Source organism: Actinopolymorpha sp. B11F2, assembly GCF_040195635.1.
Lineage (GTDB): Bacteria > Actinomycetota > Actinomycetes > Propionibacteriales > Actinopolymorphaceae > Thermasporomyces.
This window is the reverse complement of record NZ_JBEFTX010000010.1, coordinates 24,834-48,192: the sequence shown is the minus strand read 5'-3', so window position 1 is coordinate 48,192 and position 23,359 is coordinate 24,834. Positions and strand designations below refer to the sequence as shown.

At 68.8% G+C, this 23,359-nt stretch carries 18 protein-coding genes; 6 read left to right on the top strand and 12 right to left on the bottom strand.

From position 1 onward, the window contains the following. Positions 1-31 precede the first annotated feature (31 nt). Entirely contained in the window at positions 32-958 is a 927-nt protein-coding gene (locus ABN034_RS18810; RefSeq protein ID WP_349692284.1) for a nitroreductase/quinone reductase family protein, read from the bottom strand. 95 nt (positions 959-1,053) lie between these two features. On the opposite strand from ABN034_RS18810, the gene ABN034_RS18805 reads away from it, so the two are divergent. Next, entirely contained in the window at positions 1,054-1,554 is a 501-nt protein-coding gene (locus ABN034_RS18805; protein ID WP_349692283.1) for a MarR family winged helix-turn-helix transcriptional regulator, read from the top strand. A gap of 47 nt (positions 1,555-1,601) precedes the next feature. Further along, positions 1,602-2,600 carry an NAD-dependent epimerase/dehydratase family protein gene (locus tag ABN034_RS18800; protein ID WP_349692282.1) on the top strand — a complete coding sequence of 333 codons (999 nt, stop codon included), beginning with the start codon at positions 1,602-1,604 and terminating at the stop codon, positions 2,598-2,600. Here the strand turns inward: ABN034_RS18800 and ABN034_RS18795 are convergent. The 4 genes from ABN034_RS18795 to ABN034_RS18780 all read right to left on the bottom strand — a co-directional run bounded on the left by ABN034_RS18795 (position 2,588) and on the right by ABN034_RS18780 (position 8,104). After that, complete coding sequence (locus ABN034_RS18795; RefSeq protein WP_349692281.1) at positions 2,588-3,271, bottom strand: hypothetical protein; 684 nt, start codon at positions 3,269-3,271, stop codon at positions 2,588-2,590. The two genes, ABN034_RS18800 and ABN034_RS18795, sit on opposite strands and share 13 nt — an antisense overlap. 80 nt (positions 3,272-3,351) lie before the next feature. Beyond that, on the bottom strand, positions 3,352-5,142 hold the full coding sequence (locus ABN034_RS18790; RefSeq protein ID WP_349692280.1) for a thiamine pyrophosphate-requiring protein: 1,791 nt from the start codon (positions 5,140-5,142) through the stop codon (positions 3,352-3,354). A gap of 102 nt (positions 5,143-5,244) precedes the next feature. Beyond that, a complete protein-coding gene (locus ABN034_RS18785) occupies positions 5,245-6,627 on the bottom strand; it encodes a hypothetical protein (RefSeq protein ID WP_349692279.1) in 1,383 nt (460 codons plus the stop codon). A gap of 106 nt (positions 6,628-6,733) precedes the next feature. After that, on the bottom strand, positions 6,734-8,104 hold the full coding sequence (locus ABN034_RS18780) for an aspartate aminotransferase family protein (protein ID WP_349692278.1): 1,371 nt from the start codon (positions 8,102-8,104) through the stop codon (positions 6,734-6,736). A 208-nt stretch (positions 8,105-8,312) separates the two neighbouring features. Here ABN034_RS18780 and ABN034_RS18775 point away from each other — a divergent pair, with 208 nt between their 5' ends. Further along, positions 8,313-9,128, top strand: coding sequence for an IclR family transcriptional regulator (locus ABN034_RS18775; protein WP_349692277.1), 816 nt, complete (start codon positions 8,313-8,315; stop codon positions 9,126-9,128). 85 nt (positions 9,129-9,213) lie between these two features. Here the strand turns inward: ABN034_RS18775 and ABN034_RS18770 are convergent, their stop codons facing one another. Continuing rightward, positions 9,214-9,579, bottom strand: a complete 366-nt coding sequence (locus tag ABN034_RS18770) for a YciI family protein (RefSeq protein ID WP_349692276.1) — start codon at positions 9,577-9,579, stop codon at positions 9,214-9,216. Between the two features lie 184 nt (positions 9,580-9,763). Continuing rightward, a complete protein-coding gene (locus ABN034_RS18765) occupies positions 9,764-10,501 on the bottom strand; it encodes a DUF899 domain-containing protein (RefSeq protein ID WP_349692275.1) in 738 nt (245 codons plus the stop codon). 402 nt (positions 10,502-10,903) lie between these two features. Here ABN034_RS18765 and ligD point away from each other — a divergent pair, with 402 nt between their 5' ends. After that, positions 10,904-11,860, top strand: a complete 957-nt coding sequence (gene ligD, locus ABN034_RS18760; RefSeq protein WP_349692274.1) for a non-homologous end-joining DNA ligase — start codon at positions 10,904-10,906, stop codon at positions 11,858-11,860. Positions 11,861-11,880: 20 nt separating this feature from the next. Here the strand turns inward: ligD and ABN034_RS18755 are convergent, their stop codons facing one another. Next, positions 11,881-12,510 carry a DUF899 domain-containing protein gene (locus ABN034_RS18755; RefSeq protein ID WP_349692273.1) on the bottom strand — a complete coding sequence of 210 codons (630 nt, stop codon included), beginning with the start codon at positions 12,508-12,510 and terminating at the stop codon, positions 11,881-11,883. Between the two features lie 283 nt (positions 12,511-12,793). Between ABN034_RS18755 and ABN034_RS18750 the strand changes: the two genes are divergently transcribed. Further along, positions 12,794-13,279, top strand: a complete 486-nt coding sequence (locus tag ABN034_RS18750) for a hypothetical protein (RefSeq protein ID WP_349692272.1) — start codon at positions 12,794-12,796, stop codon at positions 13,277-13,279. Between the two features lie 137 nt (positions 13,280-13,416). Here the strand turns inward: ABN034_RS18750 and ABN034_RS18745 are convergent, their stop codons facing one another. The 4 genes from ABN034_RS18745 to ABN034_RS18730 all read right to left on the bottom strand — a co-directional run bounded on the left by ABN034_RS18745 (position 13,417) and on the right by ABN034_RS18730 (position 22,055). Next, positions 13,417-17,040 carry an alpha-glucuronidase family glycosyl hydrolase gene (locus tag ABN034_RS18745; protein WP_349692271.1) on the bottom strand — a complete coding sequence of 1,208 codons (3,624 nt, stop codon included), beginning with the start codon at positions 17,038-17,040 and terminating at the stop codon, positions 13,417-13,419. Positions 17,041-17,148: 108 nt separating this feature from the next. Beyond that, complete coding sequence (locus tag ABN034_RS18740; protein ID WP_349692270.1) at positions 17,149-18,624, bottom strand: sulfatase-like hydrolase/transferase; 1,476 nt, start codon at positions 18,622-18,624, stop codon at positions 17,149-17,151. A gap of 100 nt (positions 18,625-18,724) precedes the next feature. Further along, the gene (locus ABN034_RS18735) at positions 18,725-20,170 is read right to left on the bottom strand and encodes a sulfatase-like hydrolase/transferase (RefSeq protein ID WP_349692269.1); all 1,446 of its coding nucleotides are present in this window, start codon (positions 20,168-20,170) and stop codon (positions 18,725-18,727) included. A 7-nt stretch (positions 20,171-20,177) separates the two neighbouring features. Then, positions 20,178-22,055: an ABC transporter substrate-binding protein gene (locus tag ABN034_RS18730; protein WP_349692268.1), complete on the bottom strand. Its 1,878-nt coding sequence runs from the start codon at positions 22,053-22,055 to the stop codon at positions 20,178-20,180. A gap of 249 nt (positions 22,056-22,304) precedes the next feature. Here ABN034_RS18730 and ABN034_RS18725 point away from each other — a divergent pair, with 249 nt between their 5' ends. Continuing rightward, entirely contained in the window at positions 22,305-23,342 is a 1,038-nt protein-coding gene (locus ABN034_RS18725) for a LacI family DNA-binding transcriptional regulator (RefSeq protein ID WP_349692267.1), read from the top strand. Positions 23,343-23,359 lie beyond the last annotated feature (17 nt).

The window sequence follows — 23,359 nt, the reverse complement described above, 5'->3', positions numbered from 1 at the left end:
CCGTGCGATCTCCTGCCGAGCCGACTGCTGCCTACGCCCGCACGGCCGCCGCCAGCGCCGGGATCAGGCTCTCCTCCTCGTAGCGGAAGTGTTCCTCCAGGTTCACGGCGAGCTGCTCGAGCTCGGCCCGCATGGTGACGGCGTCCGCCGCGCCCGGAGTGGAACCAAGCCGTGCCACCAGCTCCCGCAGCCGCGTCAGGGTCTGCCCCACCACCCGATGCTCCCGGCGCAGCCGGTCGACCAGGGGCGCGACGCCGGGCACCTCCGTCTCGAAGGCGGTGAACCCGCCGTCCTCGCGGAGGTGGTGCATGTGGAGGGCGGCACAGAAGCTCAGGCAGTGCTCCAGCAGCACGCCGTCCAGGCTGTGCCCGTCGTGCGCCCCGTCGGCCGGAGCCTGGCGGCCGGCCACCAGGTCGTCCGCTCGGGAGCGGAGGTCGTCGAGTGCACGTCGTAGCTCCTGGTGGACCTGGGTCAGCTGCGCGCCGATCGCCGTCACGCGGTCCGCGCCGCCGGTCAGGTCCACCGGGCGGAGGGCGACGACGGGGATCCTGCGCGACGTCATCGCCTGGTACTCGGCGTACGCGGGGACCCGTTGTGCCTGCAGCGCGTAGAGCCGGTCGCGTTCCTCGCCGTGGAGCGGCTCCGCCAGGACCAGGTGGGTGCGCACCTCGCCCTGCTCGCCGATCTCGACGACGACATTCGGGTCGGCGAGCAGGTTGTGGTACCAGTCGGGGTTCCTCGGCCCGCCCGCGTTGGAGGCGAAGATCACGAGCCGGTCGCCGTCGCGGGCATAGGTGGCCGGCGTGGTGTGTGGCCTGCCCGTCCGCGCACCCCCCGTCGTGAGCAGGAGGAGTGAGGTGCCTTCGAAGCGGCCGCCCACTACTCCTCCTCGGGAGCGGAACTCGTCGATCACCTGCTGCTGGAGGGAGTCGTGCGCTGGAGGTCGGTCGTCGGGCACTGGGATACTCCTCGTCAGGATTGCTGTCGACACAGAGTCAATTGGCTTTGATAGCAAAACTACTCTTAGACCGAAGGTAAATGGAGGCTGGTGGGGTGTCAACCCGGAAACGGAGAGTCGCTGCCGACCCAGGGCTGGGTGTCGACGACGCTGTCCGCGCGCTGATCCTGCTCCTGCCGCGGATCGTCGGGCGCGCGAAGCGCGCTCGGATCCCCGACGAGCTGCGGGGGTTCTCCCTGGCGCCACGCCATCTGTCGTTGTTGTCCTACCTGCTCTTCGACGGGCCCATGACCGTCAACGACCTCGCCACCAGGCTGGAGGTCGCGCCGGCGACGGTGAGCCTCATGGTCGGTGAGCTGAGCCGCCAGGGGATCCTCGAACGGCACGAGGACGACGACGACCGGCGGCGCCGGATCGTGAGCATCGCCGACGCGCACCGACCGGCGATCGACGGCTGGCTCGCCCGTGGCGCCACCGCCTGGCGAAACGCCCTCGAGCCACTCAGCCCCGCCGAGCGCCGGCTGTTCGTCCACACGCTGCGGGCGTACGAAGAGGGCATCGCCGACGGCCAGGAAGGCCCCGGTGATCCGCTCTGAGCGAATCCACTAGGCAGGCTGCCGTCCACCAGGATTGGCTGGACGCCATGCAGATCCTGATCCTCGGCGGCACCGCATGGCTCGGCCGGCAAGTCGCGCGACAGGCACTCGACCAGGGACACTCCGTGACGTGTCTGGCGCGCGGCACGAGCGGTGAGGTTGCCGCGGGCGCGGACCTGGTCGCCGCCGACCGGCGGCATCCAGGGGCCTACGACGCCGTGGCCGGCCGAGACTGGGACGCCGTGGTCGAGGTGTCGTGGCAGCCGGGCATGGTACGAAGCGCGCTGGCGGCACTCGCGGACCGGGCGCGGCACTGGACCTACGTCTCGTCGGGCAACGTCTACGGCTCCCACGCGACGCGCGGCGCCGACGAGAGCGAGGAGACTCTCGCCCCGACCGACCGGGACGAGGTCGACCGCGCGCTCTACGGCGAGGCGAAGGCGGCCTGCGAGCAGGCGTCGGCCAACGCCCTCGACGACCGGCTGCTGATCGCCCGAGCCGGACTGATCGGCGGACCGGGAGACCACACCGACCGCTCCGGCTACTGGGTGGCGCGGAGCGCACGCGATCCCCACACCCCGCTGCTGGTGCCCGCCACGCCGGACGCGCCGACGCAGGTGGTCGACATTCGGGACCTGGTCGACTGGCTGCTGGGTGCTGCGTCCGCCGGGACCGCCGGGGTCTTCAACGCGGTCGGACCGACAGTGACGTTCGACGAATGGATCGAGCTGTGCCGCGCGGTCGGCGGGCACACCGGCAAGGTCGTTCCTGCCGAGCCGGCGTGGCTCGCCGAGCACGGCGTGCAGGAGTGGAGTGGGTCGGTGTCGCTGCCGATGTGGATCCGGGAGCCGGGCTGGGAGGGATTCGCGGCTCGCGACGGGTCCGCGGCGGTGGCGGCCGGCCTGCGGCATCGCCCCCGCGCGGAACTCCTCACCGACCTGCTCGCCTGGGAGCGTACGCAGGGCCTGGACCGTACCCGCTCCGCCGGCCTGGCCCCGGACCGCGAGCGCGAGCTGCTCGACCTCCTCGCCAGCTACGGACGCTGAACGTCGACGCGCGCGAAGGCGGCTTCGACCCGCGCCCGGTCATCGGCGGCGTAGTCGCGGGAGAAGTGCGGGATCTCGAGCATGTACCTGCACCGTTCTCGCGGGATGACGCGGAGGAACTCGCCCATGTCCGCCTCCATCTGGTCGAGCATCGGCCCACCCCCCACCCCCAGGAGGTCGATCAACTTGAGGTGACCGTCGGCGGCCCGCATCACGTGGTCGCCGATGTCGATGCCCATCCAGAACCGCACGTTCTCCTGGCAGTGCTTGTTCAGCTCCTCCGTGGCCGCGCGGGCGGCCCGCAGATCAGGGTCCGGGTCGGCGTCGCTCTTCCAGCGCGCGAGGAACGCGGCCTCCTCATCCGCGCTGACCTGGGTGAGGAACTCGAGGATCGCGAGGTGGCCGCCGCCTTCGAGCTCGGAGACGAGATCGATCCGGGGAAAGTACGGATTTCCCTCCATCCGGCGGCAGAGCTCGACGAACCAGGCGTACGACGGTTCGAACGCACTGACCCGTGCCGCCAGCCCGCCACCGGGCGAACGGAACGCGAGCGCCCAGTCGCCCTCTCCACACAGCGTCCAGCCGTGCGCCTCCAGCCGTACGCGAGAGTCGCGATGGTTCAGGTCCGCCCAACGCACGCCGGCGAACACGGCCATGTCCGGGTCGGTCACATCCGCAGGCTAGATCGCCGGCGCCAGGACGCGCGACGCGTTTTCGACCCGGTCTCCTGACACAGGACGGTGCTCGGGATTCATGGCCCCCCGGGTGTGAGCTCCTGGAGCTTCGTCTTCGCTCCCTGCACGATCAGGTGCCAGGCCGCCGGGTCGCCCTTCAACACCGACTGGGTGGTCGCCTTGATCTGGTCCCAGGTCGCGTGCGGCGGGATGGGCGGCACCTCGGGATCACAGTGGACGTCCAGGAGGGCGGGCCGGTCCGCCCGCAGGCAGCGTTCCCATGCCGCGCCGAGGTCGTCCGGTGAGTCGACGGTCACCGCCTCCAGTCCGAAGCCGCGGGCGATGTCGGCGTAGGAGATGTCGGGAATCGTCTGCGACTCCTCGAACTTCGGCGCGCCGCCCATGGCCCGCAGCTCCCAGGTGACCTGGTTGAGGTCGTTGTTGTGCAAGACGCAGATGACACAGCGCGGGTCGGCCCAGAGTTCGTAGTACTTCGCCAGGGTGATCAGCTCGGCGAGGCCGTTCATCTGCATCGCGCCGTCACCGACCAGGGCGACGACCGGCCGGTCGGGGCAGGCGAACTTCGCTCCGATCGCGTACGGCACACCGGGCCCCATCGAGGCCAGCGTGCCGGACAGGGACCCGCGCATCCGGCCACGCATCTTCAGGTCGCGGGCGTACCAGTTGGCGGCCGACCCGGAGTCGGCGGTGACGATCGCGTTGTCGGGGATCCGCTGCGACAGCTCCCAGACGATCCGCATCGGGTTCACCGGGCGCGCGTCGAGCATGGCCTGCTTCTCGACGGTTTCCCACCAGGAGGTCACGTTGCGCTCGACCGCTTCCCGCCAGGACCGGTCGGTCTTGCGTTCCAGTCGGGGGATCAGCGCGGCGAGCGCGGCATGGGCGTCGCCGACCAGGTTGACCTCGGTCGGATACCGCATCCCGATCAGGCTGGGGTCGAGGTCGACCTGGACCGCACGTGCGGTGTCGAACTCCGGCAGGAACTGTGAGTACGGGAAGCTGGAGCCGACGATCAGCAGCGTGTCGCAGTCGCGCATGAGTTCGTAGCTCGGCCGGGTGCCGAGCAGGCCGATGGCTCCCGTCACGTACGGCAGGTCGTCAGGCAGGACGTCCTTGCCCAGAAGGGCTTTCGCGACTCCCGCGCCGGTGATGTCGGCGACCCGCATGACCTCCTCGACGGCGCCACGGGCGCCCTGGCCGATCAGCATGGCGACCTTCGAACCCGCGTTGAGGACCTCCGCGGCGCGGGCGACCTCGCGGTCCGGTGGCGTCACCAGCGAGTCGACCGGCCCAGGTGGACTCGACGGCACGTGCTTGAACGCGTGCTGGGGCGCGGAGTACTCCTCCTCCTGCAGGTCGTTCGGGATGATCAGCGCGGTCGGTGCCCTTCGGGCCTGGGCAGTCCGGATCGCGCGGTCGAGCGCGTTGGGCAACTGCTCGGCGACGTTGACCTCGACCAGGTAGTCACTGGCGACGTCCTTGAACAACGCCTGCAGGTCGACCTCCTGCTGGTAGCTTCCGCCCATCGCACTGCGCGCGGTCTGCCCGACGATGGCGACGACCGGCACATGGTCGAGCTTGGCGTCGTAGAGACCGTTGAGCAGGTGGATCGCTCCCGGCCCACTGGTCGCCATGCAGACACCGACCCTGCCGGAGAACTTCGCGTAGCCGACTGCCTGGAAAGCTGACATCTCCTCGTGGCGGGACTGGATGAAGCGTGGCTGGTTGTCCGCCTCACCGAACGCTGCGACCAGGCCGTTGATACCGTCGCCCGGGTAGGCGAACACGTGCTCGACACCCCAGTCGCGGAGCCGTCCGAGGACGAAGTCGCCGACTGTCTCGGCCACGGTTCCTCCCTTTTCGTTCCGACGCCTGCAACCGCAGGGTTACCCGCGCACGGCGGTCCGACACCTGCACTGGTCCGGCGGTCGGCGTCCACGCGCCGCCCGTCACCTGGTCGAGACCAACTCCTTCGCGCGGGACACCGCGTGGCTCGTCACCTGCTCGAGGGTGCCGGCGCCGTAGGCGGTCTGCCACACCTGGTAGATGTCGTGGTCGTACGCATCCAGCGGCGGCAGGTAACCGAGGCTGTGGCCGTTGGTGAGGTTGAGGACGAAGACCGCCGCCTCGGGCACCTGCTCCCGCAACGTGCGCTGGAAGACGGAGTACGCCTCGCCCGGCTGCGCGACCATCACGACGTCGCCGAGCCGCCACGTCCAGACCGGCTGGATGGTCGTCGTACCGGTGGGGAGGTTGTCCCGCTGGTCCATCGCCCGGCGGATGCGTTCGGTCCGGGCGTGGGCGTCGATGCCGGCCCACCGGCGTTCGAGTTCTTCGAACGTGGGAAGGGGTTTGACGGGGACCGACAGCTCGGTCCGGTCGGCGACGACGCCCGTCGGCCAGGTGGCTGCGCGCGGCCGCCAGACGGCGAGCGGCGCGCCGGACTCGACGATCCGCTCCAGCGCCAGCCCGTGGGCGGGAGGGGGCATCGTCTGCAACGCGCCGAGGGCGGCGTGGCCGAGCGCGAACCCGTGCCGGTCCGCCACGCTCGTGTCGCCGGTGTACTGCTCGCGAGGGGCGAGGTCACCGGACGCACCCTGCAGGAAGACGCACGGCGCTCCGGCCGTACCGTCCTCGACGATCGCGCGCAGCCCGCCCACATAGTCGGCGGAGACCAGGGTGTTCTCCCACGCGAGGGTCGTGGGATGGCAGGCGTAGTTGACGATCGTGGCCAGCACCCGGCCGTCGTCGGCCGCCGCGATCCGGGCGACCATGAGGGTGTCGTCGGCCCTCGCCCGCGGGTTGAACCCGACGACGTACCGATCGCCGGCGGGAAGGTCGCGGATGGCGGCGACGCTGCTGCGTCCGGTCGCTACCGTCATGCTGGCGGGAACACAGGTGGCGAGCGCTTCGCCGGTCGCCGCCACCGCGGCATCGCGGAGCGTGGCCAGATAGGCGGGTACGCCGGCACCGCCTGGCTGGTCCACCTCGGACGCGTGAATCGCCGGACTGGCGTGGGTGTGGACCAGGTGCAGCATCACCCTGGTGGCGTCCAGCGCATGGGCTTGCAGGACCGCGCCGCGGACGTACCACTCGTCCTCGGCGCGCCGCCACACCGACAGGTCGGCCGTGATCAGCACGACCGGCTCGGCGTCGGGGCCGGCCCGCAGGGCGACGGCGGTCAAGGTGAGCGGGCGGTGCGCGCCGGTGGAGACGTCGGTCAGTGCGGCGCCCCAGTTCTTCGCCCTGATGCCGGTGGGCGGAGTGATGTCGCGCCGGCCGACGCCGACCTCTCCCTGCCAGCCGGGTGGTGCCCACGTGTCGTCGCCCATCGGTGCTCCTGCTCCCACCTGTCGGTCACTTCGCGCGTTCGGATCGGTCTCCAGGCGTACGTCCCCGCCTCGGGAAGCTGCTGGCCTCCTCGGAAGGGCTCCAGCGTCACGTCGTGGAACCGATGCCGCCCATGGTGCTGGCGGACGCACTCACGGCCGGTCGGTTGGTGAGGGCCTTAGTCAACGCCTGCCGGGTGGCGTCGATCAGCTGGTCCACGTGGCTTTCGGTGTGGGCGTACGACAGGTGGTTGCGTTTGAGGTTCAACGGGAGTTCGAAGATGAGATGGTCGCGCAGGTGGTTCCGGTAACCGATGAACAGCTCGGTGTCGTTGGCAAGGAGATCGCGGTAGGTCCGGGGTGGCGTGTCCATGAAGTAGGTGAGGAAGACCGAGCCGTAACCGGTGACCACTGCGGGTATGTCGAGATCGGCGCAGACCTCGCGGAGCCCCGCGCGCACCTTGTCGCCGAGGGCGTGGACGTGGGCGAGGACCGGCTCGTCCTGCAGCTTCGCGATCGTCGCCGTCGCCGCCGCGACCATCGCCGGATGTCCGTTGTACGTACCAGCCGCGAAGACCGGCGCACCAGGACGTGAGCTGAGCTGGTCCATGAGGTCGGCGCGCCCGCCGAGCGCGGCCACGGGAAGGCCGTTGGCCATGGACTTGCCCAACGTGGTGAGGTCGGGCGTGACTCCGGAGATCGCCTGGTAGCCGCCGAGGTCGTGCCGGAAGCCGGTGATGACCTCGTCGAAGACGAGCACGGCACCGTGCCGGCTGGTCAGGTCGCGGCAGGCCCGCAGGAACGCCTGGTCCGGCAGGAGTGCACCGACATTGTGCGGGATCGGTTCGAGGATCACTGCCGCGATGTCCGGGCCGAGCGCGTCGAACAGCGTGGTCAGCCCGTCGACATCGTTGAACTCAGCTACCAGCGTGGCCTCGATCACCTCGGGCAGGATGCCGGCGGAGATCGGGTCCTTGTGGCCCACGGCATCGGCGCTCGAGATGACGTTGAGGCTGACCGCGTCGTGCCAACCGTGGTAGCAGCCCTGGAACTTCACGACGTAACGGCGTCCGGTCACCGCTCGCGCGAGTCGCAGGGCGTGGAAGGTCGCCTCGCTGCCGGTCGACGTGAGGAGCAGCTTCTCCACCGAGGGAACGAGACCGGCCACCGTCTCGGCCAGCTCGACCTCCTGGGCCGTGACGCCGACGCCGCACAGGTCGAGGCGCCCAAGAGCGGAGGTGACCGCGGCGTTGACGTCCGGATCATTGTGGCCGAGCAGCGGCGGGCCGAAGGCCGCGTGGTAGTCGACGAAGGTACGCCCGGTCGTGTCGGTGAACGTCGCGCCCGACGTGGAGGCGACCACGAGGTTCTCGAGGCCGGGCACGCACCGCTGGCCGCTGTTGACGCCGCCCGGGATCACGGCACGCGCGCGGTCGGCGACCCGTGAGGACTGACGGTCGGGCTCCGCGGTCCCGGCCATCCGGGCCACCTCCTGCGTTCGGGCTGCGCTCGCTGCTCCGCGCATCTGCGTTCGGTAGAACAGAACGGCGTTCGGAAAACAGGCTATGCTCGTTCCGGACGGCCCGTCAATGGCTCCGGCGGACCCGTATCGTCGTACGGAATCACTCAGGAGTCGTCGTACGGAATCACCTGTCGTACGCAATCACTCAGGGAAGAGGGGCGCCGAGGTGGCACGAGCGCAGCCCCAGCGCGCCGACGGTGACCGCTACACGGTGCGCAGCGTCGTGCGCGCGATCGGTGTCCTCGAGGTCCTCGCCGAGCACGGCACCAGCGACGGGATGAGCGTCACCGAGATCGCGCAGGCGTGCGGACTGTCGAAGAGCATCGTCTTCTCAGTCCTCCATACTCTCCGCTCCCACGGCCTCGTGGCCGACCATGGCGAAGGTCAGAGCCGGCGTTACCGCCTCGGCATGGGCCTGTCCCGGCTCGGCGAACGCGCCCGCGAGCAACTGTCGCTCATCGACCTTGCCCGGCCGGTCCTGCGGGAGCTCACGCAGACCGTGGGGTTGTCCGCCCGGCTCGCCGTGCTCCAGAACGACTCCGCCGTCTCCGTCGACCGCGTCGTCGTACCCGCCCACGTGCACATCGATCTCCGCATGGGAGCACGGGAGATGATGCACTGCACCGGGATCGGCAAGGCGATGCTGGCGTACCTCCCCGACGCCGAGGTCGAACGCATCGTCGCGGCGGGCGGACTGCCCCCGCGTACTCCCCACACTCTCACCGACCGCGAGGCGCTGCTGGCGCAGCTGAAGGAGATCCGCCGACTCGGGTACGCCGTCGATGACGAGGAGGACGCCGAAGGCATCTTCTGTGTGGGCAGCGGCGTCCGTGATGATTCGGGCGCATGCGTGGCGGGGATCAGCGTGACCGGAATGAAGGCGGGTTTCACCGCCGTACGCATGCGCGAGGTGGGTCAGGCGACCCGCGCGGCCGCCGACCGCGTTTCCGCCCAACTCGGCTACAGCGGGCAGGTGTCGTGAAGCCGGCCACGTAGTCGCCCAGAACGGAGACCGTGGCGGCGGGTGGGCCGCTCGGAACTGCTCAGCTCCACCGGAGTTGGGCGTTTCATTCGGTCCAGAACTGGCGCACCTCGATCATGGAGGTCCGGGCTGCGGGGTGCTTGGCGGCGACCTCGATCGCCTCGTCCAGGTTGGCGCATTCGATGACGTCGAAGCCGGCCATCCATTCCTTGGTCTCGGCGTACGGCCCGTCGGTGGTCAGCACGGCACCGTCCCGCACGCGTACGGTCGTGGCCTCGGCAGGCGGCCGGACCCGGCTGCCGAACAGCCGGACTCCCCGGCCGTCCATCTCCTCGACCCAGGGGCCAGCGCCGACGTCGACCGACTGGCCGTCCCGGACCTGGACGTCGGGAGCGTTCTCGGCCAGCTCCGCCGGGTCGGTTTCGCTGCAGATCAACAGCAGGTACTTCATCGTTCCTCCTCTTCCTCCGCCGCGACCCGGCCGCAGCGCGTCCGCCGCGACCCGGCCGCAGCGCGTCCGCCGCGACCCGGCCGCAGCGCGTCCGCCGCGACCCGGCCGCAGCGCGTCCGCCGCGACCCGGCCGCAGCGCGTCCGCCGCGACCCGGCCGCGGTCAAGCAGAGCAGCACCGCCCGGTCACGAAAACGTGGGGTCGGCCTTACGCGCGTTCTCGGCGCGACCCGCCGGCTCCTCCCAGTCCTCCTGGCGGCCGAGCGCGGTCAGGTCGAGCAGTGCGTAGCTGTCGTTGGCCACCTCGGTGCCACGCGCATAGGTGGAGTACGTGTGGAAGATGGCGTCGCCATCCCGCAGGAAGCAGCTGAAGCCGGGCATCTCGGTCGAACGTTCCGCGGCCCAGTCCGGGTCGATCGCCACGAGTTCGGCCTGGCTCCGGTAGTTGTACTCGATCGGCGTCACCGCCGCGTCGAGAGTGACGTGGAAGTCGTAGTTGAAGTCGCTTCCGTACGACGAATACCACGGGAAGGTCCACCCGCGCTCCGCCCGGAACGCCGCGATCTTCCCATAGGGAGCACGGGAAACCCGCACGTACGCGGTGTCACGTGTCTTCAGGTGGGCGAGCAGGCCGTCGGTGGACTCGTCCATGGTCGCTGTGCAGCCGGGGCAGGCCTTCTCCCACGACGGGTCGAACATCGCGTGGTAGATGATGAGCTGCCTGTTGTCCTCGAACAGATCCGGCAGGCTGGCCTTGCCGGTCTCCCCCTCGAAGACGTACTCCTTGTCGATTCGCACCATCGGCAGCCGCCGTCGGTCGGCGTTCAGCGCATCGCGTTCGCGGGTCGACTGCTTCTCCCGCACCAGCAGGTCCCTGCGTGCGGCCAGCCACTCCTCGCGGGACACAACCTCGGGAAGACTCATCTCCCACCTCCGGGTGATCGATCGTTCAGGGCCGGTCCGGCCTCGTCAGGACCATGACGAACGGCCCGGACCACAATCGACAGGCCTCGCCGAGAAATTTCCCGCCGACGGGTCCTTTCCGGTTGGTGCGTTGTCCGTTCTGGCGCGGACCTTCTTGAGGAAGACCGCCGCGCCGGAGGCCAGGGCGCCGATGGTCGCGATACACAGTGGGCACACGAGAATCACCGGCCCTCGGTGGTGCCGGTCGGTGGGCCGTCCAGCGTGTCGACCTTCGGCTGGCTTTGTGCGTCCGTCATGTGGTCTCCTCGTTCCAGGCAGCTAAGGCGCCGCACGTGAGTGGTGACTGTTCGAGCCGGCCGAACTCATCGCTGGCGGGCAGGGAAACTGGGAAGGTGATCGGCGATGAGCGGCGGTGAGGAGCGCGACGGGGTTTCGCTGACCAACCTCGACCAGCCGTTGCTCGCTGGCGACAACGCGACGAAGCGGGACCTGGTGGACTATCTGGACACCATCGGCGACCGCCTCGTCCGGGTGCTGACCGACCGGCCGCTGTCCGTGGTGCGCGTCCTGCGTGGCCAGGCGCCGTTCATGCAGAAGAACGTCCCGAAGTACACGCCGTCGTGGGTACGCACGGTCAAGTTGTGGGCGGAATCGTCCCAACGCGAGGTGGCGTACGCACTGTGCAACGACCGGCGCACGCTGCTGTGGTTCGCCAACCAGCGGGCGGTCGAATACCACCCGACCCTGGTCCTTGCCGAAGGGCTGCACCACCCGACCCATCTCGTCCTCGACCTCGACCCGCCGGACGGTGACGCGTTCGCACAGGTCGTCGGCGCGGCGCGCCTGGTCCGCCAAGCGCTGGCCGACCTCGACCTGGTGGGCGCGGTGAAGACCAGCGGGGCGAAGGGGCTGCACGTCTTCGTACCGCTGGACGAGCAGGTGAGCACCGAGGAGGCGGCCGCTGCCACGCGGGCCATCGCGGCCCGGGCCGAACGACTCGACCCGGCACTCGCCACGACGGCGTTCATCCGGGAGGACCGTGGCGGCAAGGTGTTCCTCGACTCGACCCGGGCCGGTGGGGCCACGGTGGTGGCGGCGTACAGTCCGCGCCTGCGGCCGGGCGTCCCGGTCTCGTTCCCGGTGGGTTGGGACGACCTCGACCGGATCACGCCGGGCGACTTCACCCTGCGTACGGCCCCGCGGTTGCTCGGCGACGACGACCCGTGGGCCGCCCACATGCCCGAGCCACAGCGCCTGAGCGCCGAACTGGTCGAGGAGGGCCGCGCGATCCCGGTCGCCCGCGTCCAGGCGATGCATGAGGGCAAGCGCCGGGCCCGCGCCCGCCGCGAGGGCCGGTAGCGCGCGGCCGGCGTTTGGCGTCAACCGTACGTGGGGCGCTGCGGCCAGCCGGGTGGGGAGTCCTCCCAGTCCTCCTGCCGGCCGTACGGGGTCAGGTCGAGGACGCTGTGGGCGAACAGGAGCCGGTCAACACCGCGGGAGGTGGTGTTGTAGGTCCGGTAGATGTCCTCGCCGTCGCGGAGGAAAACACTGAGCATGAAGCCGCCACCGACGCCGCAGTCGTCCGCGAACGCGGTGCCGTGTGACGACACGAACGGCACCGTCCAGCCCATCCGTTCCTTGTACGCCTCGATCTGGGCGAGCGGCATGTTCGACACGGTGGCCCACGCGACTCCGCGCTCGGCCAGCCCGACCAGGCCGGCCGCAGGAACGTTGTTCGTGAACCATGTGCAGCCTGGGCAGTAACGGTCCGGCCCGTTGTCCATGAACTGGTAGACGACCAGTTGCCCCCTGCCTTCGAACAGGTCGAGCAAGGACCTGGTGCCGTCGGGTGTGTCGAACGCGTACCCGTTGGTGAACTTGACCATCGGCAGGCGGCGGCGCTGTGCGGCGAGCCTGTCCTGAGCGCGGGTGGCTTCCTTCTCGCCCCGGAGGAGCTCGTCGCGGGCCAGCTGCCACTCCCTGGGCGAGACGATCTTCGGTTTCTGCACGGTGAGTCCTCCCTGAGTTCGACGTGTCATGGACAGGACGGAGCCGGGCGAGCATTCTCGACACGGATGGGCTCTCGGATTTTTCCCTGATGGCCGCGTTCGAGGGCGTCAGAACGGCGGCGGGCTCGTCATGTCGGGCTGTCTCCTTCCGCCTCACACCTGCGCGTGAACCGTCTACCATCTGTCACACAACTGTTATGCAGCCCGACGCAGCGTGAAGGCTTTCCAATGCACGGAAAGGCGGGCCATCCACTCCCATGGAGGGACCGATGAAGCCAATGAAGTGGTGTTTGACAACCTGCCCCTGCTCGTTGCGACGTCGCAAGCCGTAGTCGTCGGCACGATCGAGTCGGCGACGAAGGGACACACCATCGGCGATCCGGAGGAAGGCTTGTTCGTTCGCGACGTCACAGTTCGCGTAGACGCGCAGCTAGTTGGAAAATCGGTGGGCTCGTCGATCATCGTGGATCAGGTCGGCTACGACGGTGACGAGTCGCTCGAAATCAACGAGCTTCCGTGGCTCTTTCCCGGGGACCGGGCCGTGTTCTTCCTCGTCGACACCGACAGCGTGCCCGAGGGCCACTGGACGTTCACCGCCCTGAGCGGCCAACTTCAGATTCTCGACGGAAAGGTGGCGACCAACGGCGAGGATCCCGCGATCCACCGTCTCGGTGGCAGGCCGTGGCCAGAGGTGCGAGACGAGATCACTGCGGCGGCCGAGCTCGTACGGACACAAGGGATCGAGCCACTGCCTGGAGCGCCGTCGTGAACGAGCGTCGAAGAGGTCGAAGTTTCTGGAAGCAAAGCATCATTGCGACCGCGTCCGGTCTCGCGGTTCTCTTCCTGTTCGGTGAAAGCGGCTTACGGGCAAGGCCGCATCGCCGTGGTCACCCGAGAACGAACGACTCACCGGCTCATCACCACCAGCGAATTGACGCGCCAGTGTTCAGCTGGCACACCGGACAGCTCCAGATCCACCTCACGTCCAGACGACCCACCGTCCAGCGTGAAACCCACCCACGCGAACTCACCCACACCCAGCGCGGGGCTCTCACCCACCAGCACGCCCCCGGATCGGACGTACGTCGGCGGCGACGGCTGTGTTCCGTCACCCACGAGCAGGAAGGCGTCGCACTCGCCCGCTGGTACGGAAATCCGGAGCACCCGTGGGTTGACGTCGTTGACGAAGTCACGCCGGAGTGGATCGAGCACCGCACGGTCCCGCGACTGCGGCGCCGCGCCGACCCAGCCGTAACCCACAGCACCATCCCACTCGTTCTCAGGTGAGAGCCGTCGATAGCCCGCCAGCAGAGGCGCCGACGCGGGTCCCGCGTCGAGGGCGAGGAGAGCAGCGTCCCCAGGCGGAACCGCGAGTACGTCGACAAGCCGATCGTCCCCGACCGGTTCGCCATCGGCCGTCACCCCGACCCGCAGGGTCGCGAACATCGGCGTCCCCGCAGCGACGACGGTCACCTCGAGGGAGCTGCCAGCGCCCGCCGGAACGGTGGCCACCGCATCCTGTGCCGACCAGCCCGCGGGGACTTCCACGCGGGCGGCGAACGCAATGTCGGCGTCGGTCAGATTCACCACATCCACCGTCACCGCGGAGTCCTGCCCGCCGAACATCGGCGAGGTGGCCTCCACTGCCCCCACGCCGGCGCGCGGAGGCGAAGCAGCCGGATCACGCACGACGAGCGCATTGAGATGCCAGTGCTGGTCAGGAGCGCCGGACAACTCCAGGTCGACCTCCCGCCCGTCCGCTCCTCCGTCCAGGCTGAAACGCAGCCAGACGTAGGAGTTGTTCTCCAGGAACACGCTCTCGGCCATGAGCTCGCCGTCGGCCCGAACGAACGTGGGCCAGGAGCCGGCACCCGCATCGCCGACGAGGACGTAGGCATCGAAAACGCCTGCTGGTAAGGCGATACGCAGCGTCCGAGCGGTCGTGTCGTTGACGAAGTCCCGCCGCAGCGTGTCAGGTCCGCCGCGGTCCCGCGACTGGGGTGCCGCCCCCACCCAGCCGTACCCGACCGCCGCGTCCCATCCGGAGGAAGGCGACAGCCGCCGATAGCCGGGAAGGAGCGGGCTGGAGACGGATCCCGCGTCGAGGGCGAGTACGCAGTGCGGCCCGGCGGGAGCGGTGATCACCGGCGTCGACGGCCCGAGAACCGGAAGGCCGCCCGCCTCGACAGCTGCCTGCACCATGCCGATCTCGGGCGCGATCGGCGGCGTGATTGGAACCGCGAGGACGCCGAACTCACGCGACGCCAGCGCGGCGGTGTCGGTGCCGCTGCTCCACCCGGGCGCCGCCGCGACACCCACCGTCACCTCGCGCTGCTTCGGCGAGGCGTTGCCGACCCGGAGCTTCAGGACGTTCGGCCAGCCGCCGAGCAGCACCGCCGTCTCGGCGGGCCGCACCTGCACCCATTCCCGTTTCTCGTCGAGGACCTTGCCCTGTTCGAAGTAGAGTCCGACGACCGCGTCCCGCCACAGGACGGCCTGCTCGACCTGGCCGTCGAACCGCTCGAGCGTCTCCGCATACCGCCGGGCATCGACCCGGCTCCCCACAGCCTTCCACAGCTGGCGCATGCGCCTCGCCTGGTCCAGTCCGTCGAAGTGGCTGTCGTAGATGTGCTGGATGACGGTCTTGCCGGAGTGCAGGCGATGGCCGTACGGCACGTGATGCATGAACAGCAGCAGCTCGTCGGGACACGTGGCCAGCGACTCGTACATCCGTGCCACCGGCGGATGGTAGAGGCCGGTGTAGCCGATGCCGGTGGCCACCGTACGGTCGAACCCGGTTCCCTCGGCATCGGCCTGGTGCCACGGGACGTTGCCCCACGGGTCGGGAGTGAAGTGGTCGCCGCCGATCAGGAAGCCGACACCCAACGGCGAGGTGTACGCCTCGTAGATCTCCCATGACCGCAGCAACATCTGGGTGAGGACCTGAACGAGGTCGCGATCCGGGCCGAAGGTCATGCGTACCCACTCGTCGGCGATCTCGGCAGGCGCGAGTCCGGGATTCCACGCGAGGCGGCCGAACCCGTGCGTGTTGGCCGCGGCGAGGTGGTGGCCGGTCCAGTTGGTGTCGGAGCCGACGTTCATCACGCCCGCGACACCGCTGTGTGCATAGCCGTACGCCGACCCGTCGATGATGTCCGCGACAAGCGGACCGGCGCCGGTCGCGTGGGTGTCGAAGTCGTAGACCTCCTTCCACATCGGCACCAGGTAACACAGATGGGTGGACTGACCGGTGTACTCCTGGGTGATCTGCAACTCGAGCATCGAGTTCGTGCGCGGCAGCGCGCCGAACAACGGATGCACCGGCTCGCGGACCTGGAAGTCGATCGGCCCGTTCTTGATCTGCAGAACGACGTTCTCGGCGAACTCTCCATCGAGCGGTGTGAACGTCTCGTACGACTTGTGCGCCCACGTCTGCGGGTTGAAGTCGTGGACGAACGCCCGCCACATGACGATTCCGCCGTACGACCGCACCGCCTCGGCCAGCAGGTTGGCGCCGTCGGCGTGCGTACGTCCGTAGGTGAGCGGGCCGGGTTGTCCCTCGGAGTCGGCCTTGACGAGGAAGCCGCCCAGATCGGGGATCAGGTCGTAGACCTCGCGGGCCTTGTCCCGCCACCATGCCTGCACGTCCGCGTCGAACGGGTCCGCCGTCGAAAGCCCGCCCAGCACGATCGGGCTGGCGAAGTTCGCCGAGAGGTAGAGGGTCACGCCCCACGCCCGCAGCACCGCCGTCAGGGCGGTCAGCTTCTCCAGCATCTCGGTGGAGAGAAACTCCGGGTTGGCGTTGACGTTGTTGACCACCGTGCCGTTCATGCCGACCGACGCGAGCGCGCGGGCGTAGTCGACGTAGTGCGGGAGGACGGTCGGCAGCTCGTCCCAGTGGAAGATCGACGGTCCGGCGTATCCGCGTTCGACGCTGCGGTCGAGGTTGTCCCAGTGGTTGGCCAGGCGGAGTTGGTTGACCGGCCGCTCGCCGATGTCGAGGGCGTCGATGCGCTGGTGGGTCTGCAGCAGGCGGAGCAGGTGGAACGCGCCGTAGAGCACGCCACGGTCGCCGTTGCTCGCCACGAGGATCGCGTCGAGTCCGTTCACCTGTCGTCGTCGGAGTACGTAGCCTTCCGGACCCAACCGGGCCAGCTCAGCGGCGTCGACGTGGTGCGCGACGAGAGCGGAGGACTCCGGCGTACCCACGATCACCGCGCCGTCGCGAACGGGTTCGTCCTCTTCCCGCACCTCCCGCCCGGTCAAGCCCGACACACCGCGCCGCAGTTCGTCAACCGCAGAACGCAGAACGGCCCCACCACCGGCACTGACGACGTGCGTCAGCGTTCGCCGGTACGCATTCAGCAGCGTGGAAGAACTGACCAGCCGATAGCGCAGCCACAGCTCGTGGCCGTCCTCTTCGCCGGTCGCGAGGGCGGCGAACGCCTGGGTCGGGTCCGCCAGCAGGCCCGCGCCCACCAACGCTGCACTGCCGGCCAGCATGCTGCGGCGCGTGAACTCGGGACCCATGTGACGCCCTCCGGCTCGACGCTGCGGGTTCTCCCACGACTGAGAAATCGGTTTCTGAGGCTAGGAAGACCCCGCGCCGACGTCAAGGCGCCTCAACGTATGTGGCCGTCATGGCCAACGGGTGGCGTAGTTGTGGGTGGCGCGTCGGGGTTCGTACGCGGCGCGCGGCAGGTCGTCGACCACCCGGGTCGACCACCACAGCAGCCGCTCGGTGAGGTCGGCGCGGACGTCGCGAACGACCGGATCGGCCCACCGGTTGTGCAGTTCGGCCGGGTCCTCGGCCAGGTCGTACAGCTCCCCACGGCCCGTCACGTCGTAGAGCAGCTTCCAACGCCCCTGCCGCAGCATCCGGGTCGTGCCGCTCTGCGTGACGCTGTTGAGCTCGTCGTACCTCGTTCCCTCGTACGCGAAATGCAACGGTGGCCGCGCGTCCGCGTCGTACGGCAGGCCACCGAATCCGCGTTCGGCATAGACGCTCGCGAACTCCTCGGCCGGATAGTCGCCACCGGTCAGCATCGGCCACAGGCTCCGCCCCTGTACGCCGAACGGGATGTCCCGCCCGACCGCCTCGCACAGCGTGGGAAAAAGGTCGGCGAGGGATACATGATCGGTCGCGTTGTCGCGCGCGACGATGCCCGGACCGGCCACGACGAACGGTATCCGCATCAGCACGTCCGGCATGCCGGCGCCCTTGCGCTGCAGGCCGTAGTCACCCACGTAGTCGCCGTGGTCGGCGACGAACACGACCAGGGTGTTGTGGGCTAGCCCTTCGTTGTCCAGGAAGTCCACCAGGCGGCGGATCTGGTCGTCGATGAGCCGCAACATGCCGCAGTAGGTCGCGCGATAACGGCGCCAGAGCCGGTCGTAGCCGGGCCGCTTCTCCTCCAGGAGCTCCCGCAGCCAGCGGTACGTACCGCCCTTCGCCTCGGCCGCCTCGGGGCCGCACGCACGATCCGGCACGTCGGCCTCGTCGAACAGCGAGAAGTACGGTTCGGGCGCCTGGTAGGGGTTGTGGGGTTCGGGAAACGACACCCAACTGAAGAACGGACGATCCGGGTCGCGCTTCTTCAGGCCCGCGATGGCATCGGAGACGATGCGGTACGGATACTGGCACTCGAGCGGAAACGGCGTGGGTTCCAGGCTCGGCCCGTGGTCGATCGACCGCAGCCATGCCGAGAAGTCCCGCTGTGCGTCGGTCTCGTCCGGCCCACGTTCGTGCCAGTACGGGCCCGCGAAGGAGTCGAAGTCCTCCTTCGCGCGGTACATATGCGTCTTGCCGGCGAAGTGCAGCGAGTAGCCCGCATCGTCCAGCACGTCGAGCAGATCGGCCCCACGGACGACCTCGCGCGCCGCGGAGTTCTGGCGTACCCGATGGGCGGACGGAAAGCGCCCGGTGAGCAGGCTGGTCCGCGCCGGTACGCACGCCGGAGCGGTGGTGTAGGCGTTGCGGAGGCGTGTGCCGGAGGTGGCGAGCGCATCGAGGAAGGGCATGGTGTCGAGAGCGAAACCCGCACCTCGCGTGAAGTCTGCGCGGTGCTGGTCGGTCATCACCAGCAGGATGTTCGGCGTTGCGGCCGCCGTCATGTGCGACTCCTCGTCGTCCGACCGCTCGTCATCGGACGTCTCGATCTCGGGCGTCTCGGTCTCGGGCCTCCCGGTTTCGGGCGTCTCGATCTCCGGACCCTCACCAGTACGCCTCGCGCGGCTGGCTTCGATCCTCGGTCGCCACGAGCACGTCGAGCAACTTCTCCTGCAGGGCGAGGCGTACGGGCGCGTGTTCCGGGTCGTCCCACAGGTTGGTGAGCTCGTGCGGATCGGCGACGAGATCGTAGAGTTCACCCGTGCGGGCACGGGCGGTGGCCGGCTCGCCATGGTGGACGACGAGCTTCCAACGGTCGTGCCGCAGCATCGTCGTGTGGACGGCCGGATCGTACGGATGGCCGCTGTCGCGGTACTCACTCAGCGCCCAGTCGCGTTGCCACGCGTCCTTGTCGCCGCGCGCCAGATCCAGCAGGCTCGCGCCCTGCCCTCGTGGAAGGGGCGGGAGTCCGGCCGCGTCGAGCACCGTCGCGCCGAGGTCGATCCACTGCACCAGCTCGCTGCGACGTACGCCTGCTGGAAGCACGCCGGTCCAGCGCATCAGCAGCGGGACCCGGACCGCACAGTCGTACATCATCGGCCCTTTGAGCATCAGCTGGTGGTCGCCGAGCATCTCGCCGTGGTCGCTCGTGAAGATGACGAGCGTGTTCTCGGCGAGGCCCTCTTCGTCAAGCGTGGCGAGGATCCGGCCCACCTCGGCGTCGACGAGGCTCACCATCGCGTAGTAGGCGGCCTTGGTCTCCTGGAGTTCGGCCTCGGTGTACTCGACGTAACCCTTCGCGTGTCCCCCGTAGGACTTTTCCGACGCCTCGGTGAAGATCGGCGGCTTGCCGGCGAGTTCGTCGGGTGCGGTGACCGGACGCGACAACGCCTGCGGGTCGTAGCGGTCGGCGTACTCCTTGGGCGCGCCGAAGCCGTGGTGCGGATCGAAGAAGTTCGCGACGAAGCAGAACGGCCTGTCCCGCAGGCGATCGGAGCGCAGGACGGAGATCGTCTCGTCGCCGATCCAGTGACTGTAGTGTGCCTCGGTGGGCATCGTGTCGAACGTGACCGGCGACCCGGGATCGACGGCCGCGTCATACAGATCGGGACGGAACGCCCGCAGCCAGCGGTGGTAGGCGTTCTCCGACGAACCAGGGTAAGGATCGTGCGCCCAGCGGAAGACCCGGAAGCCGTCGTCCCGCCTCGGCTCCGTCCGCCCGCCCGCACACGCCGCGAGGTGGAACTTCCCGACGAGCCCGCAGTCGTAGCCGGCGTCGGCGAGGTCCTTGGTGAACATCCGTTCGTGCTCCGGGGGCGCCACACCGTTGGCCCACAGGCCGTGCGCGTGCACATAGCGTCCCGTCATCAGGCTGGCGCGCGACGGCCCGCACACCGGGTTCTGCACGTAACAGTTCTCGAACAGCACTCCGTCCGCGGCCAGCCGGTCGAGGTTCGGCGTGTCGATCTGGTCGTTCCCGTACGCCCGGAGCGCGTCGAAGCGTTGCTGGTCGGTGCACAGGAGAAGGATGTTCGGTGGCTGCGGCGTCATAGCGCCCTCACTGCTCGACGAAGTAGTAGGTCTGCGGATTCTCCGGCATCAGGTTGGCGTGCAGCCAGCCGGTGACCGCCACCTTCGCGGTGTTTCGCAGGTCGTTCGCGACGATGCCGTACTCACGTTTCCGCAGCGCGATCCCCATGCAGTAGAACTGCTCGACGGCGATGTCCATGATCTGCCGCATCAGGTCATGCTGACGCTGCTGGTCGCCGGTGCTCAGCATCTCCCGGTACATCGCGATCTGCCGCCTGGTCTCGGGAGGCGGCTCCTCCGCGCGCTTGTCGTCGGGGTCGAAGTACCAGTAGTACCACGACATCGCGTAGCGGGTGTTGAAGTTGTACGGCATGTAGTAGAAGGGATCCATCGTGGCGCCAAGGCCGCCGCCGCCGATCCAGACACAGGCGTCATGGGCGTTGGCTTCCATGCGTTCGAAGAAGAGGGACTGGTCCTCGCTCTTGACTCTCATGTCGATGCCGACCTTGCGCCAGTGCGCGCGCACGAGTTCCAGGGCGTCGATCAGGTCGGGGAAGCTGGTCGTGACCTCGACCTGGAAGAAGAGCTTCTCGCCGTCCGGGCGGAGCCGGATGCCGCCCGCGTCCTTGTCGGGCAGTACCTTGTCGAGGAAGTCGTTCGCGACATCGAGGTCGTACTCGGTGTACTGCTTGGCGAGTTTCTCGTTGTAGTACGGCGACTCCGGTCGCGGCGCCGCCTGCCACGGCTCACCCTGGCGCTGGAACACCGCGTTGATGATCTCCTGGCGGTTGATCGCGTGCGAGAGACCGATCCGGAAGTCCCTGTTGGCGAAGATCTCCCGCAACGCCGGATCCTTGTGGGTGAGGTTCACCATGAGGATCATCTGGTTCATCTGTTGCGGAATCGTCTCGAAGAAGTCGTAGCCCGCCTTCTCCCGGCTGCGGGCGAACACCGGCTTGTTGCGGATCTGGTTGATGCCGACGTCGACGAGGTGGAAGTCACCGTTGGTCGCCTTGAGGACGGCGGTCTCCGGGTCCTGCACGAGGTCGAACGCCACACTGTCGAGATAGGGCAGTTGGCTTCCGTCCTGGTCGACCTTCCAGTAGTACGGATTCCGCTCCGCGACCGGACGCCCGGAGTCGCTGATCGCGGAGGTGAGCCGCCAGGCGTCGATGACAGGCCGCTCGGGATTCTCCGCCCGGTTGGCCTTGGACAGGAAGAGGTCGATCCAGGTGTCGCTGTCGGATCCCTTCACCACGTCGTCGATGTCAGCCACGTGGTCGGGGTGGAACTGCTTCATGTAGTGGGCCGGGAAGTCGGTGATGACCGTCCCACGCTGGGTCGCGAGGTTGACCATGAACAGCCCGTTGGGCTGGGGAAAGCGGAACACCACGGTGTGGTCGTCGACCTTCTCGACGGTGAACGGTTCGCCGTCGATGACCAACCAGTCGATCGGGATGGGCGTCAGTTCGCGGTTCGACGCGACTGCTTCGTACCAGAAGAGGATGTCGTCGGCGCCGAACGGCCTGCCGTCGGACCATCGCATACCCCTGCGGAGCGTGAAGGTGTACTCCGCGCCGTCGGCGCTGGCCTCGACCTTCTCCGCCACGTTGGGGATCACCTGGTCCGCGGTGAGGTCGGTGTCGACGCCGGGCTTCCAGCGCACGAGGTTCTCGTAGCCGAGCGTCGTGTTGACATCGACGGTCTCAGCCAGGCCGAGCAGGTTGAGCTGTCCGCCGTACCTGCCCGTCTCCTCGAGCGGTGTGATGACCATCGGGGTGGCTGGCAGGCGCTCCTTGACCGCGGGAAGGCTGCCCTGCTTGACCTGCGCGGCGAGCTCAGGTGCTTCCTTGCCCTTGCCCTGGGCGGTGCCCCGGGGCGACCTGCCGCCCGGATCGGTGCTCAACAGGTCGCACCCGGGCAACGAAGACGCCGCCAGACCCATCCCGGCGGTTGCCAGGAGACGTCGCCTGGTTACCCCCGGGCGGTGACCGGGCCGGACATCTGCTGGATTCGTCATGGCGACCTCCTCGATGTCGCCCAGTTTTACACCGGTGTAAACACCGGTGTAAAGACGTCGTCTGCCAAGATTGGACACGACCGGCCGTTGGACGTGGACCCGACAGGTGGACGGAACGGAGAGGCGGTGGGACGGATGGACGTGAACCGGGCGGCGGGCAGGCCTCGGCTCGCCGACGTCGCCGCGCGAGCCGGGGTGTCGAAGAAGACGGTCTCCAACGTCATCAACGAGTTCCCGTTCGTGGCCGATCACACCAGGTCGCGGGTCCTCGAGGCGATCAGTGAGCTCGGTTACCGTCCCAACCTGTCCGCCCGCAACCTCGCCCAGGGCCGGACAGGCATCATCGCGCTGGTGATCTCGCAGCTCGACATGCCGTACTTCAGCGAGCTCGCCCGGCACGTCGTCGACGTGGCACAGGGCCGGTCGTGGGTGGTGCTGATCGAGCAGACCATGAACGACCGGACCTACGAGCAGCGGATCCTCGACGGCGATCTGTCCCGGCGGATCGACGGCCTGCTGTTCAGCCCGAGCCGGACGAGTGCGGCGGCCCTCCACCGGCGTACGGACGCCACACCGATGGTGCTGCTCGGCGAGGTGATCTACGACGGGATGTTCGACCATGTGTCGATCGACAACGTGGCGGCGGCGCGGGAGGCGACCGCGCACCTGCTGAGCCTCGGCCGGCGGCGCGTCGCCGCGATCGGTGCGAAGGGCAGCAGGGCACGCGGCGCATCCCGGCAGCGACTGGAGGGTTACCAGCAGGTGTTGAGCGAAGCGGGTCTGCCGGTCGAGCCGGAGCTGATCCGCCAGACGCCCCGCTATGTCGGTGAGGCCGGCGCGGCCGCGATGGAGGAGCTCCTCGACCTCGCACGGCCGCCGGACGCCGTCTTCTGCTTCACCGACCTGCTGGCGTTGGGCGCCCTGCGGGCGATCCACCGGCGGGGGCTCCGCGTGCCCGACGACATCGCGATCGTGGGACACGACGACATTCCGTACGGACGGATCTCCACCCCCTCGCTGACCACGATCTCGCCGGACAAGCGCGCCATCGCGGAGATCGCCGTCGATCTGCTGGAACAGCGGGTGAGCAACCGCACGCCGCCGCCACCTCGCGAGGTCCACGTGGAGTTCGCACTGAAGGTACGGGAGAGCACGGCCGGCCCTGCTGGTTGAGGGTGACCGCCGCGACG